This window comes from Pseudomonas gorinensis (genome assembly GCF_042015035.1).
GTDB classification, from domain to species: domain Bacteria; phylum Pseudomonadota; class Gammaproteobacteria; order Pseudomonadales; family Pseudomonadaceae; genus Aquipseudomonas; species Aquipseudomonas gorinensis.
The window spans coordinates 60598-74268 of sequence record NZ_CP167125.1; the positions used below are offsets into that span (position 1 = coordinate 60598).

Consider the following 13671-nt stretch of genomic DNA (forward strand, 5'->3'; position numbering starts at 1 on the left):
GAATTATCCTCGGATCGCCCAGAAGGCCAGGTTCAAACCCGGGAACTGCCCGGCGATATGGAAGGCGAAACCGCCGGAGTTGCCCAACTGCTGCCAGTGCTCGCTGCCACGGTCCAGCTCGTAATAGGTACTGCCCGCGTGGTAGGGAATCTGACGTGGCGCCACCGGCAACGGCAGCAGGCTGATGCCCGGCAGTTGCAGGTTGACCAGGTCACGGATGTGCTCCACCGAGCCGACCTTGCTCTGCTGGCCGAAGCGCGCGCGCAGGGTTTCACCAGGCACATCGGCACGCACCACGAGAATGAAGCTGGCGCTGTCGAGCAGGGTCTTGTCGGCCAGCATCGCCACGTGGATGCCATAGGCTTTCTCCACGATCGGGATCGGCGTGGCCTTGCTGTCGATCAGCATCGACAACGCTTCGCGCAGCGCCGCCATCACCGGGGCGAAGCTCAGGGCCAGGTCGTCGTGCTGGTACTGCGGGTATTCCTGGGGGCGACGGCCGCTGGTGGAAAAGGTGGAAAACTCACCGGCCAGGCTGACCAGTTCGCTGAAGAAGCGCTCCGGATGCAGCGGGCTCAACTGGTTGAAATGCTGGATCAGCGGTTGGGCACGGTTGACCAGTTGCAACAGCATGAAGTCGGCAATCTCCGACGCCCCACCGGCACCCGAGGCCACCACACGGCCCGCCAGGGCTTCGCCACGCTGGTGCAGCAGGCCAAGCAGTTCACTGCGAAATGCGCTCAGCGGTTTGCTCGCGGCCACGTCCAATACCGGCGGGATATAAGTGTCGTCGAGGACCAGCGCGCGGTCGGCGCGTTTTTCCTTGATGCGCACCAGGCCGATGGCGGCGTAATCGCTGATGCCATCCTGCGCGGTCAGCAGGCGCAAGGCACGGGAGCCAACGGCCACTGGGGCGCGGTTCTCGAACGGGGCGTTGTCGTCGCGCACTTCGCGCACCTGGCTCACGTAACGCGCGGCGCCAAGGTCTTCGCCGTCGTCGACGGTGTCGCGGGCACCCGCGCGCTTGAGGGGCAAGGCCAGGTAGACCAGGCCGTCGCGCAGGTTGTCGTCGATATTCAACGGGCTCGGCGCGAGGTCATCCTGGGGAATATTGAACGGCGTGCCGTCGGGCAACAGGCCGCGTGCCGACACGATCGCCAGCTTGCCCTGGGCCAGCAGGCCCTGGTCGATCAGCAACTCGGAAAAGCCCCAGGCGCCGGCGGACAGCGGACGGCTGCGGGCGTCGATCAGGTTTTCCAGGTAACGGTCATGCTGCTGGAAGTGCTGCGTTCCGATGAACATGCCTTCCGACCAGACCACGCGATTGTTCCAGGACATGGGGGCTCCGATTGCTTCTTATTGGGCAGGGCTGGATGGGGTAGCCACGACGTCGGCGCGCACGGCACGCACATCGAGGCTGATCTGGTATTCGGTGTATTGGCGCGCGGGCACGTTGATCACCGTGCGCCATTGCGCGCGGTCCAGCTCGCGATAACCCACCAGCAAGCCGATCTGGCGCGTGGAGGGGTCGAGGTCGCGCTGGATGCTCAGTTGCTGGCCGGGTTGCACCATGACTTCGTCCTGGTCCAGCAGGTCCAGGCCGAGGGTGGATTGCGCGCGGTCAGCCAGGGCGAAGTAATCGGAGCGGGCGAAGGTGGCGGCGTTCTTCAGTTCGAAAATCCGTACCCGCACCGGGGCGGCCTGGCCGTTGGCGCCGGGGTTAAGCCCGGCAATGGCGTGGAAATGCAACTCGACGGCGGCGGTGTCCACTTCAGCCTCAGCGGCTGTTTCGGGTTTGGCCGCGTCCTTGGCACACGCGGTCAGCAGCAGCGCGGTAGCGACTGCGAGTAAAAACCTGGGAATCATCCTGCGTCCTCAATGACGTACTTAGCTATCCGTTAATCCATGTGCTGCGGCTCAGCGACGCTGGCGTGCGCTGTGTTCTTCGTAGGCTCGGCTGAATTCGCGGCCGAACAGGTCCTGGAAATCTTCCTGGGCCTCGCGGGAAATATTGCTGTAGAGCTCGGTGAATTGCTGCCAGTACTGGGCCTGGCGCGAACCGTTGAAAAGGCTCGACAGCCCGCCGGGTTTGCCCATGCGTTCTTCCAGTTGTGCCGGTTCGAAGCGGCCGAGCAGGTGTTTGATCGCCGCTTCCACCCCCGCCATCACCGCTAACTGATGGGCGCGCAGATCGTCGAAACTGTCGCGCACGGCGAGATCCGGAGCCATAAACGCTTGGTTGCCATGGCGAAGCAGCAGCAGTAACGCTTCGTCGGCGTTCGGTGCGAATTTCAACGGATTGTTTTCGGCGGGTTGGATCATCGTCTGCTGCATGCGGAACTCGCCCTTGAGACTGGCGCGGGCGCGCAACACGTCGATCAAGCCCTCGACCATCAGGCGGTAGCTGCGGCCGATGCTTTCCATCTGCGCACAGGCATCGGCCTTGTCCAGGCGCAGTTGATCCAGGCCCGCGCCACGCAGGAAGGCTTGCAGGAGGTCGGGTTGCCGGGTATCGGCCACGGGGAGCACGGGCTCGACCACGGGGGGCGACGGCACGCTCGGTGCAGGCGGCGGTGTCGGTACGGGGGGTGGTGTCGGCGCGGGCGGCGGCGCGCTGGTCAACGGCGCTGGCGTATCGCCAAACAGGTCCCAGTCTTCGGGAATCACCGCGCCGGATACCGCAGGCTTCTCGATCACCGGCACCGCGACCGGCGTAGGTGGGCGGAAGTCGTGTTGCTCGGAGGGTACGTGGTCCGGCACGGTGGGCGGCGGTACGGCGGTGGGGCTGAGGAAGTCGAACAGGTCGGGCAGGGTGTCCATCGACGAAGCGCCGTGGAACTGCGGCGCAATCACGGGCGTCGGCGCGGGCTTGTTCGCCACGGCGCCCATCAAAGCCTCAAAACTGTTCGGTGAATCACCGGCAAACGGCTGGCTATCGACGGCCTGCACGTTGAAATCGATACGTGCCTGGATTTCGTAATCGCCGATGCGGATCAACTCGCCATCCTGCAGCGGCTCGCTATTACCCCGGCGCATACGAATACCGGCGTTAACCAACTCCACACCATTTGTACTGTTATCGGTTAAATAATAACGGCCATCTTTGTATTGAATAACGCAGTGTTGCGAAGACACCAGGCGCTCAGGGTCGGGCAATACCCAGTCATTATCCGAGCTGCGGCCGATAGCCATCGAGCCCTGGTTCATGGACTTTTCGGAGCACTGCCCCGGGGTAATCTTGTGATAACTAGTGATAGTCAAACACAGCGACATCTTGCCTCCTTGCTGATACTTCGCGCGCAGTCGATCCAAGGGACAGCGATTCCCGAGAGATCCCCATCAGGTCGTGCAATCGACCTTCCACAACCTGCTTTTGTCAGCATGATCGCTGATCTTAACTGGCCTTCATGACAAAAATCCTGTTCCGGTGCGTCGTTCGACCCACCAGTCGCGCAGGTTGTTAAACACCGCACATCTGTCACAGAGCGCGAATAGCTTACCTTGACAAGGCATAAGTACTACACCAAAAATGCACAACTTCTTGAATACCAGTGATGGCACATTAGTGGCATCTTACTTATATGACCAAGAAAACATGCAAAGTTCCTCGCGCAACTAATGCATGAATTGCCCGCCATTTAACGGGCTGATAGGGAGATCGATTTCAGTGGATGTGCCGTTGCTGCTCACCGCCGTTTCCGCGACTTCGCCGTGTGGTGAAGACATGGAATATGACGCGCAATTTTTGCAATTGGAGCGTGATGCCAAGGGCCAACCCGAGCGCAGCATGGGCGACTCGATCCTGCCCGCTGAACCGCCGGAGTGGCGCAGCATCCAGCAGCAAAGCCTTGACTTGCTGCAACGCAGCAAAGACCTGCGCATCACCCATTTCCTGCTGCAAAGCTCCCTCGCCCTGCAAGGCGTGGCCGGGCTGGCTGAAGTCCTCACGCTGATCAACGCGCTGCTGCGCGAATACTGGGCCGACCTGCACCCGCACCTGGATGCCGACGACGATAACGACCCCACCGTGCGCATCAACGCCCTGTCTGGCCTGACCAGCGACGCGACCATTCGTCTGTTGCGCGAAAGCATCCTCACGCGCTCGCGCACCTTCGGCCCCGTGAGCCTGCGCGCTGCGCTCAGCGCCAGCGGCCTGATGAATTTCCCCGATGAACAACTCGGCGCCCAGCAACTCAACGCCGCGTTCCTCGACAGCGATCCCGAACAACTGCAGGCCACCCGTGACGCCTTGAGCACGGCGCGCGCCGCTTGCGAAGCCATCGAGCAGCAGGTCAGCGACCAGGTCGGTTCAGCCCAGGGCGTGGACCTCAGCCTGCTGAAGCAGCCGCTCAAGCAGGCGTTGCAAATACTCAACCAAGCCGTACCCGACCCTACAAGCAGCCGCGAACCCGAGGCCGTCAGTGACGACAATGCCCCCTCGGTCGATTTCGCCGCTGCCCCCGCCGCACCTCGCCCCACTGGCGACATCGCCAACCGCGACGACGTGCTGCGCAGCCTCGACAAGATCCTTGCGTACTACACCCGGCACGAGCCTTCGAGCCCGCTGCCGGTGTTGTTGAACCGGGCCAAACATCTGGTGCACGCCGACTTCGCGGCCATCGTGCGCAACCTGATTCCCGATGGCATGTCCCAATTTGAAAACCTGCGCGGCCCGGACGGCGAGTAAACCGCCCGGCTGTGCAGTAACAACACCGTCGCTCAAGCGACCAGGAGCAGCAACGTGGCGAAGCAAAGTTCTCAGAAATTCATCGCGCGCAACCGCGCGCCTCGAGTGCAGATCGAGTACGACGTCGAGCTCTACGGCGCCGAGAAAAAGGTCCAGCTGCCCTTCGTGATGGGTGTGATGGCCGACCTCGCCGGCAAGCCTGCCGAGCCTCTGGCGCCTGTGGCCGACCGCAAGTTCCTTGAAGTGGATGTCGATAACTTCGACTCGCGCCTCAAGGCCATGCAGCCACGCGTGGCGTTCCACGTACCCAACGAGCTGACCGGTGAAGGCAACCTGAGCCTGGATATCACCTTCGAAAGCATGGACGACTTCAGCCCGGCCGCCGTGGCCCGCAAGGTCGACTCGCTCAAGCAACTGCTCGAAGCCCGCACCCAACTGGCCAACCTGCTGACCTACATGGACGGCAAGACTGGCGCTGAAGAAATCATCATGAAGGCGATCAAGGACCCGGCACTGCTTCAGGCACTTGCCAGCGCGCCTAAGCCTGCAGGGGAGCAGTAATCATGACTGACAATACCGCCCGCGAAGGCGCCCAGAGCCTGGGTGCAATTGAGGAAACCAGCGAGTTCGCATCCTTGTTGATGCAGGAATTCAAGCCTAAGACCGAGCGTGCCCGCGAAGCCGTGGAAACCGCCGTGCGCACCCTGGCCGAACAGGCCCTGGCGCAAACCGACCTGGTGTCCAACGACGCGATCAAGTCGATCGAATCGATCATCGCCGCCATCGACGCCAAGCTCACCGCCCAGGTCAACCAGATCATCCACCACCCGGATTTCCAACAGTTGGAAAGCGCCTGGCGTGGCCTGCACTACCTGGTCAACAACACCGAGAGCGATGAGCAGCTCAAGATTCGCGTGCTCAACATCTCCAAGCCGGACCTGCACAAGACCCTGAAGAAATTCAAGGGCACGGCCTGGGACCAGAGCCCGATCTTCAAGAAGATGTACGAAGAAGAATACGGCCAGTTCGGCGGCGAACCGTACGGTTGCCTGGTAGGCGACTACTACTTCGACCAGTCGCCACCCGATGTCGAGCTGCTGGGCGAGCTGTCGAAAGTCTGCGCCGCCATGCACGCCCCGTTCATCGCTGCGGCTTCGCCGACCGTGATGGGCATGGGCTCGTGGCAGGAACTGTCGAACCCGCGCGACCTGACCAAGATCTTCACCACCCCGGAATACGCCGGCTGGCGCTCGCTGCGTGAATCGGAAGACTCGCGCTACATCGGCCTGACCATGCCGCGCTTCCTGGCGCGCCTGCCGTATGGCGCCAAGACCGACCCGGTGGAAGCCTTCGCTTTCGAAGAAAACACCGACGGCGCCGACAGCTCCAAGTACACCTGGGCCAACGCGGCCTATGCGATGGCGGTGAACATCAACCGTTCGTTCAAGCACTACGGCTGGTGCTCGCGCATCCGTGGCGTGGAGTCTGGCGGTGAAGTGGAAAACCTGCCGGCCCACACGTTCCCTACCGATGACGGTGGCGTGGACATGAAGTGCCCGACCGAAATCGCCATCAGCGACCGCCGTGAAGCGGAACTGGCGAAGAACGGTTTCATGCCGCTGCTGCACAAGAAAAACACCGACTTCGCCGCGTTCATCGGTGCGCAGTCGTTGCAGAAACCGGCCGAATACGACGACCCGGACGCCACCGCCAACGCCAACCTGGCCGCGCGCCTGCCGTACCTGTTCGCCACCTGCCGTTTCGCTCACTACTTGAAGTGCATCGTGCGCGACAAGATCGGTTCCTTCAAAGAGAAGGACGAGATGCAGCGCTGGTTGCAGGACTGGATCCTCAACTACGTCGACGGCGACCCGGCGCACTCCACCGAAACCACCAAGGCCCAGCACCCGCTCGCTGCCGCTGAAGTGATCGTGGAGGACGTCGAAGGCAACCCGGGTTACTACAACTCCAAGTTCTACCTGCGCCCGCACTACCAGCTCGAAGGGCTGACCGTGTCGTTGCGCCTGGTATCGAAGCTGCCTTCGGCAAAAAGCGCGTAAAAAATCCGGACTGGCTCGCTCCCTGTAGGAGCGAGCTTGCTCGCGAAAAACTTGAAGGCGCTGCGTTCATCCAGGATGCCTGCGTCACCGTTGACGACCTTCGCGAGCAAGCTCGCTCCTACAGGGGTCGGCGGCGTTAACAAATACTGTGGCTGAGACCACACAGGGAGAAAACATGGCTGTTGATATTTTCATCAAGATCGGCGACATCAAGGGCGAGTCCATGGACAAGGCCCACAAGGACGAGATCGACGTGCTGAACTGGAGCTGGGGCATGTCCCAGTCCGGCAACATGCACGTCGGCGGTGGCGGCGGCGCGGGCAAGGTGAATATCCAGGACCTGTCGCTGACCAAGTACGTCGACAAGGCGTCGCCGAACCTGATGATGCACTGCGCCAGCGGCAAGCACATCGACAAGGTCAAGCTGACCGTGCGCAAGGCCGGTGGCGAAAGCCAGGTCGAGTACATGATCATCAACCTGGAAGAAGTGCTGGTCACGTCCCTGAGCACCGGCGGTTCGGGCAGCGATGACCGCCTGACTGAAAACGTCACCCTGAACTTCGCCCAAGTGATGGTCGACTACCAGCCGCAGAAAGCCGACGGCACCAAAGACGGCGGCGCGATCAAGTTTGGCTGGAACATCCGTTCCAACACCAAGCGCTGATAGCCTTTGTGGCCGTGGCTTTGCGCCACGGCCACAAGCCCCTGCCCCTCTGAACGAGCGTCCCTCTCACAACCCGTCCGTGGAGCTGCTTTGGTGGTAACTGAAATCGCTTCCCGCGACCGTCTGCAACCGTCCCTGCTGGACCGGTTGACCGACGACGACCCAACCAATCCCAAGGAAAGCGCGGATAAACGCGTATTGTCCCTGACCCAATTGAAGGCCTCGGTGCTGCGCGACCTGGCGTGGCTGCTCAACACCACGTCGTTGCTCGATGCCGATGCCACGCTGCACACACAAGCAGGCACCTCGGTGGTCAATTACGGCCTGCCGGCGCTGGCGGGCAACAGCGTTTCCAGCGTTGATATCAAGGCCCTGGAAGCCCTGATCTACCAGGCGATCGCCACCTTTGAACCACGCATCCTGCGCCACACCCTGCGCGTCAAAGCCCGCGTCGGCCATGGCGAGATGAATCACAACGCCCTGAGTTTCGAGATCGAAGGCGACCTGTGGGCGCAGCCGGTGCCATTGCGCCTGTTGCTGCAAACCGACCTCGACCTGGAATCCGGCCATGTGCGCGTGGTCAATGCCGACCAGCGGAGGCGCCCATGAACCCGCGCCTGCTGGAGCTGTACAACCAGGAACTGCACCACGTGCGCGAAAGCGCCGCCGAGTTCGCCAAGGAATACCCGAAGATCGCCAGTCGGCTGACCCTGTCCGGTATGGACTGCGCCGACCCGTACGTCGAACGCTTGCTGGAGGGCTTTGCCTACCTCACTGCCCGCGTGCAGCTCAAGCTCGACGCCGAGTACCCGACCTTCACCCACAACCTGCTGGAAATCGCCTACCCGCACTACCTGGCGCCGACCCCGTCGATGACCGTGGTGCAGTTGCAGACCGATCCCGATGAAGGCTCCCTGGCCAGCGGCTTCCCGCTGCCGCACGACACCGTGTTGCGCGCCGCCTTGGGCCGCGAAACCCAGACCTGCTGCGAGTACCGCACCGCGCATCCGGTGACGTTGTGGCCGTTGCAGGTCAGTGGCGCCGAGTACTTCGGCAACCCCGCCGCCGTGCTCGGGCGCCTGGCCGCCAGTGAGCCGAAAGCCAAGGCCGGCTTGCGACTGACCCTGCGCACCGGCGCCGAATTGCCGTTCAACAGCCTCGACCTGGACAACCTGCCGCTGTACCTCAGCGGTGCCGACGAGCAGCCGTTCCGCCTTTACGAACAACTGCTGGGCAACGCCTGCGCGGTGTTTGCGCGCAAGCCCGGTGGCGATTGGGTCGAACGCCTGCCACAAGGCGCATTGCGCTCGCGGGGCTTCGACGACGCCGATGCCGCCATGCCAGTGGTGGCGCGAGCGTTCCAGGGCTACCGCCTGTTGCAGGAGTACTTCGCCCTGCCCCACCGCTTCCTGTTCGTCGAGTTCGCCGAGCTGAGCCGTGCGGTCAAGCGTTGCGACGGCCAGGAACTGGAACTGATCGTGCTGTTCGACCGTCACGAACCGAGCCTGGAAGGCAGCGTCGGCGCGGCGCAGTTTTTGCCGTTCTGCACCCCGGCGATCAACCTGTTCCCGAAGCGCGTGGACCGTATCCACTTGTCCGACCGGGTCAACGAACACCATGTGATCGCCGACCGCACGCGGCCGATGGATTTCGAGATTCATTCGTTGAGCGGCATCACCGGCCACGGCACCGGGCCAGAGCAGCCATTTTTGCCGTTCTATGCGGTACGCGATCCATCGCGGTATGGCCGCGACCAGGCTTACTACACCGTGCGCCGCGAGCCACGGGTGTTGTCCAGCGACCAGCGCCGCAACGGCCCGCGCTCCACCTATGTGGGCAGCGAAACCTTTGTCAGCCTGGTCGACAGCCGCCAGGCGCCGTATCGCCACGACCTGCGCCAGCTTGGCGTGACCGCGTTGTGCACCAACCGCGATTTGCCGCTGTTCATGAGCGTGGGCAACGGCAAGACCGACTTCACCCTGGCCGACAGTGCGCCGGTTTTATCCGTGCGTTGCGTCGCCGGGCCAAGCCGCCCGCGCGCCAGCCATGCCCATGATGCCAAGGCCTGGCGCCTGATCAGCCAGTTGTCCCTCAACTATTTGTCCCTGAGCGAACAGGGCCAGGGCGCGGCGGCATTGCGCGAACTGCTACGCCTGTACGGCGACAGCAACGACGCCGCCCTGCAATTGCAGATCGAAGGCCTGCGTGAGGTCAGCAGCAAGGCGGTCACTCGCCGCTTGCCGATGCCCGGCCCGATTGTGTTTGGTCGTGGCCTGGAAATTACCTTGGAGTTTGATGAAAACGCGTTTCGCGGCACCGGCGTGTTCCTGCTCGGTGCGGTGCTGGAACGCTTCCTGGCACGCTACGTGTCGATCAACAGTTTTACCGAGACGGTGATCCGTACCACCGAACGCGGCGAGATCATGCGATGGAAAGCCAAGCCCGGGCGTCGTCCGACCCTGTGAGTACTTTGGATGCGATGCATCAGGAGCCCTGGGAATACGATTTCTTCCAGGCATTGCGGCGTATCGAGTGCGAATCGCCCGAGCTGCCGCGCCTGGGCCATTCCCTGCGCCTGGCGGATGACCCGCTGCGCCTGGGGCAGCAGGCCGATTGCACTTTCGCCCCGGCTACGCTGGCCTCGGTCGATCCCGGTGGCGACGGCAAGCCGGCGCGGCTGGAGCAATTCTTCTTCGGCCTTGGCGGCCCCAACGGCCCGCTGCCGCTGCATATCACCGAATACGTGCGCGAACGCCAGCGCAACAACGCCGACAGCACCAGCAAGCAGTTCCTGGATATCTTCCACCACCGCCTGCTGAGCCTATTCTACCGGGCCTGGGCCGAGGCACGGCCGACGGTCAGCCACGACCGCCCGGACGATGACTACTGGTCTGCACGCCTCGCCGCACTGAGTGGTCGCGGGATGCCAAGCCTGCTGAATCAGGGGCTCATCCCTGATACCGCGAAGCTGCATTACAGCGGCCATCTGTCGGCGCAAACCCGCTACCCGGACGGTTTGAAGGCGATCCTCGGCGAGTATTTCGGCCTGCCGGTGGAGATCGAAGAATACGTCGGCCAATGGCTGGAACTGCCCGAGCGCAGCCGCGTGGGCGTCAGCGCCAACCAACTGGGCGTGGACTTCTGCCTGGGCAGCCACGTGTGGGACCGCCAGCATAAATTCCGTATCCGCCTGGGCCCACTCAAGCTGGACGACTACATGGGCATGCTGCCTGGCCAGTCGCCGTTCAATGAGCTGGTGGCCTGGGTGGCCGAGTACCTGGGCCATGAATTGGACTGGGACTTGAACCTGGTTTTGCAACAACCCGAAGTGCCGGCGCTGCAACTCAACGGCCAGTTCCGCCTGGGCTTCAACACCTGGCTTGGCCGCCCTGCGGTTGATGCCAACGACCTAATCCTGGCCCGGCATTACGCCGATCAAGCCACCACCTCAAGGAATCCAGAGCATGGGTGAAATCAGTCGCGCCGCGTTGTTCGGCAAACTCAACAGCGTGGCCTACAAGGCCATCGAAGCCGCCACCGTGTTCTGCAAGCTGCGGGGCAACCCGTACGTGGAACTGGCCCACTGGTTTCACCAGTTGCTGCAACTGCAGGACTCGGACCTGCACCGCATCATCCGCCAGTTCAACGTGGAACCGGCACGCCTGGCCCGTGACCTCACCGAAGCCCTGGACCGCCTGCCGCGTGGTTCGACCTCGATCACCGACCTGTCTTCCCATGTGGAAGAAGCCGTGGAGCGCGGCTGGGTCTATGGCAGCCTGATGTTCGGCGAAAGCCAGGTGCGCACCGGTTACCTGGTGCTGGGCATCCTCAAGACCCCAAGCCTGCGCCATGCGTTGCTCGGCCTGTCGTCTGAGTTCGACAAGATCAAGGCCGAAGCCCTGAGCGAACGCTTTGACGAATACGTCGGCGACTCGCCGGAAAACGCCCTCAGCGCCAGCGATGGTTTTAATGCCGGCGTTCCAGGCGAAGCCAGCGGTGCCATGGCGCCGAGTGCGATGGGCAAGCAGGAGGCCCTCAAGCGTTTCACCGTCGACCTGACCGAGCAGGCACGCAGCGGCAAGCTCGATCCGATCGTGGGCCGTGACGAAGAGATCCGCCAACTGGTGGACATCCTCATGCGTCGCCGCCAGAACAACCCGATCCTCACCGGCGAAGCCGGCGTCGGCAAGACCGCCGTGGTCGAAGGTTTTGCCCTGCGCATCGTCGCCGGCGACGTGCCGCCCGCGCTGAAAGACGTGGAACTGCGCAGCCTCGACGTGGGCCTGCTGCAAGCCGGCGCCAGCATGAAAGGCGAGTTCGAACAGCGCCTGCGCCAGGTCATTGAAGACGTCCAGGCCTCACCCAAGCCGATCATTCTGTTTATCGACGAAGCCCACACCCTCGTAGGTGCCGGTGGTGCCGCCGGGACCGGTGATGCCGCCAACCTGCTCAAGCCCGCCCTGGCCCGTGGCACCCTGCGTACCGTGGCCGCGACGACCTGGGCCGAGTACAAAAAACACATCGAGAAAGACCCGGCCCTGACCCGTCGTTTCCAAGTGGTACAGGTGGCCGAGCCGTCGGAAGACAAGGCGCTGCTGATGATGCGCGGCGTGGCGTCGACCATGGAGAAACACCACCAGGTGCAGATCCTCGATGAAGCCCTGGAAGCCTCGGTGAAGCTGTCTCACCGCTACATCCCCGCGCGCCAGTTGCCGGACAAATCCGTGAGCCTGCTGGACACCGCCTGCGCCCGCGTCGCCATCAGCCTGCACGCGGTGCCGGCCGAAGTGGACGACAGCCGTCGCCGCATCGAAGCCCTGGAAACCGAGCTGCAAATCATCGCCCGCGAGCATGCCATCGGCATTGCGATTGGCGCGCGCCAGAGCAACAGCGAAGCCTTGCTGAGCGCCGAGCGCGAGCGCCTGGCCACGTTGGAAAGCCGCTGGGCCGAAGAGAAAGCGTTGGTGGATGAGTTGCTCGCCACCCGTGCAACCCTGCGCGAAAAGGCCGGGGTTGTAGACAGTGGCAACGATGAGCTGCGTGCAAAACTGGTCGATCTGCAACAGCGCCTCACCGCGCTGCAAGGCGAAACCCCGTTGATCCTGCCGACCGTGGATTACCAGGCCGTGGCCTCGGTGGTCGCCGACTGGACCGGTATCCCGGTGGGCCGCATGGCCCGCAACGAACTGGAAACCGTGCTCAACCTCGACCAGCACCTGAAAAAACGCATCATCGGCCAGGACCACGCCCTGCAGATGATCGCCAAGCGCATCCAGACCTCCCGGGCCGGCCTCGATAACCCGAGCAAGCCGATCGGTGTGTTCATGCTGGCCGGCACCTCGGGCGTGGGCAAGACCGAAACCGCCCTGGCCCTGGCCGAAGCCATGTACGGCGGCGAGCAGAACGTGATCACCATCAACATGAGCGAGTTCCAGGAAGCCCATACCGTGTCGACCCTCAAGGGTGCGCCACCGGGCTATATCGGCTACGGCGAAGGCGGCGTGCTGACCGAAGCGGTGCGGCGCAAACCTTACAGCGTGGTCCTGCTGGACGAGGTGGAGAAAGCCCACCCGGACGTGCATGAGATCTTCTTCCAAGTGTTCGACAAGGGCGTGATGGAAGACGGCGAAGGCCGGGTGATCGACTTCAAGAACACCCTGATCCTGCTGACCACCAACGCCGGTACCGAGCTGATTTCCCAGGTGTGCAAGGACCCGGCGAACATTCCCGAGCCGGAAGAAATCGCCAAGGCCCTGCGACAGCCGCTGCTGGAGATCTTCCCGCCAGCCTTGCTCGGCCGCCTGGTGACCATTCCTTACTACCCGCTCAGCGATGAGATGCTCAAGGCGATCACCCGCCTGCAACTCAACCGCATCAAGAAGCGTGTGGAAAATACGCACAAGGTCGCCTTCGACTACGACGACGCGGTGGTCGACCTGATCGTCTCGCGCTGCACCGAAACCGAAAGCGGCGGGCGCATGATCGACACCATCCTCACCAACAGCCTGCTGCCCGACATGAGCCGTGAATTCCTCACGCGCATGCTTGAGGGCAAGGCGCTGGCGGGTGTGCGCATCAGCAGCCGGGATAATGAGCTGCACTACCAGTTCAACGATTGATCTGACGGAATACAGCTCAACATGTGGGAGGGGGCTTGCCCCCGATGGCGGTGAATCAGTCACCAATGCATCACCTGACACACTGCTATCGGGGGCAAGCCCCCTCCCACATTTGGACTGGGTTCCTTCAGTTATTAGGGT

At 62.8% G+C, this 13671-nt stretch carries 11 protein-coding genes; 8 read left to right on the forward strand and 3 right to left on the reverse strand.

Features of this window, described 5'->3' with window-relative positions; translation table 11 throughout:
• Nucleotides 1-3: 3 nt before the first annotated feature.
• The 3 genes from tssK to tagH are packed head-to-tail and all read right to left on the reverse strand — an operon-like array spanning nt 4 to nt 3273.
• Nucleotides 4-1338: a type VI secretion system baseplate subunit TssK gene (tssK, locus tag AB7933_RS00290; protein WP_024078127.1), complete on the reverse strand. Its 1335-nt coding sequence runs from the start codon at nt 1336-1338 to the stop codon at nt 4-6.
• A gap of 18 nt (nt 1339-1356) precedes the next feature.
• Nucleotides 1357-1866 carry a type VI secretion system lipoprotein TssJ gene (tssJ, locus tag AB7933_RS00295; RefSeq protein ID WP_024078128.1) on the reverse strand — a complete coding sequence of 170 codons (510 nt, stop codon included), beginning with the start codon at nt 1864-1866 and terminating at the stop codon, nt 1357-1359.
• Nucleotides 1867-1917: 51 nt separating this feature from the next.
• Entirely contained in the window at nt 1918-3273 is a 1356-nt protein-coding gene (gene tagH, locus AB7933_RS00300; RefSeq protein ID WP_024078129.1) for a type VI secretion system-associated FHA domain protein TagH, read from the reverse strand.
• Nucleotides 3274-3667: 394 nt separating this feature from the next.
• Between tagH and tssA the strand changes: the two genes are divergently transcribed.
• The 8 genes from tssA (at nt 3668) to tssH (ending at nt 13530) form a co-directional block, all read left to right on the forward strand.
• The gene (tssA, locus tag AB7933_RS00305) at nt 3668-4687 is read left to right on the forward strand and encodes a type VI secretion system protein TssA (RefSeq protein WP_024078130.1); all 1020 of its coding nucleotides are present in this window, start codon (nt 3668-3670) and stop codon (nt 4685-4687) included.
• A gap of 54 nt (nt 4688-4741) precedes the next feature.
• Complete coding sequence (gene tssB / locus AB7933_RS00310) at nt 4742-5248, forward strand: type VI secretion system contractile sheath small subunit (protein ID WP_003213340.1); 507 nt, start codon at nt 4742-4744, stop codon at nt 5246-5248.
• A gap of 2 nt (nt 5249-5250) precedes the next feature.
• Nucleotides 5251-6747, forward strand: coding sequence for a type VI secretion system contractile sheath large subunit (gene tssC / locus AB7933_RS00315; RefSeq protein WP_024078131.1), 1497 nt, complete (start codon nt 5251-5253; stop codon nt 6745-6747).
• Nucleotides 6748-6922: 175 nt separating this feature from the next.
• Nucleotides 6923-7411: an Hcp family type VI secretion system effector gene (locus AB7933_RS00320; RefSeq protein WP_024078132.1), complete on the forward strand. Its 489-nt coding sequence runs from the start codon at nt 6923-6925 to the stop codon at nt 7409-7411.
• A gap of 93 nt (nt 7412-7504) precedes the next feature.
• Nucleotides 7505-8020: a type VI secretion system baseplate subunit TssE gene (tssE, locus tag AB7933_RS00325; protein WP_027608263.1), complete on the forward strand. Its 516-nt coding sequence runs from the start codon at nt 7505-7507 to the stop codon at nt 8018-8020.
• Complete coding sequence (gene tssF, locus AB7933_RS00330; protein ID WP_024078134.1) at nt 8017-9876, forward strand: type VI secretion system baseplate subunit TssF; 1860 nt, start codon at nt 8017-8019, stop codon at nt 9874-9876. The genes tssE and tssF overlap by 4 nt, the downstream gene beginning before the upstream one ends.
• The gene (tssG, locus tag AB7933_RS00335) at nt 9840-10883 is read left to right on the forward strand and encodes a type VI secretion system baseplate subunit TssG (RefSeq protein ID WP_024078135.1); all 1044 of its coding nucleotides are present in this window, start codon (nt 9840-9842) and stop codon (nt 10881-10883) included. The genes tssF and tssG overlap by 37 nt, the downstream gene beginning before the upstream one ends.
• Nucleotides 10876-13530, forward strand: coding sequence for a type VI secretion system ATPase TssH (gene tssH / locus AB7933_RS00340; protein ID WP_024078136.1), 2655 nt, complete (start codon nt 10876-10878; stop codon nt 13528-13530). Before tssG ends, tssH begins: the two co-directional genes overlap by 8 nt.
• The last annotated feature ends 141 nt before the right edge of the window (nt 13531-13671 follow it).

What these genes read in the sequence shown, in the direction of transcription:
- tssK (WP_024078127.1), bottom strand. Translation starts at nt 1,338, where the DNA reads ATGTCCTGGAACAATCGCGTGGTCTGGTCGGAAGGCATGTTCATCGGA.
- tssJ (WP_024078128.1), bottom strand. Translation starts at nt 1,866, where the DNA reads ATGATTCCCAGGTTTTTACTCGCAGTCGCTACCGCGCTGCTGCTGACC.
- tagH (WP_024078129.1), bottom strand. Translation starts at nt 3,273, where the DNA reads ATGTCGCTGTGTTTGACTATCACTAGTTATCACAAGATTACCCCGGGG.
- tssC (WP_024078131.1), top strand. Translation starts at nt 5,251, where the DNA reads ATGACTGACAATACCGCCCGCGAAGGCGCCCAGAGCCTGGGTGCAATT.
- AB7933_RS00320 (WP_024078132.1), top strand. Translation starts at nt 6,923, where the DNA reads ATGGCTGTTGATATTTTCATCAAGATCGGCGACATCAAGGGCGAGTCC.
- tssF (WP_024078134.1), top strand. Translation starts at nt 8,017, where the DNA reads ATGAACCCGCGCCTGCTGGAGCTGTACAACCAGGAACTGCACCACGTG.
- tssG (WP_024078135.1), top strand. Translation starts at nt 9,840, where the DNA reads ATGGAAAGCCAAGCCCGGGCGTCGTCCGACCCTGTGAGTACTTTGGAT.
- tssH (WP_024078136.1), top strand. Translation starts at nt 10,876, where the DNA reads ATGGGTGAAATCAGTCGCGCCGCGTTGTTCGGCAAACTCAACAGCGTG.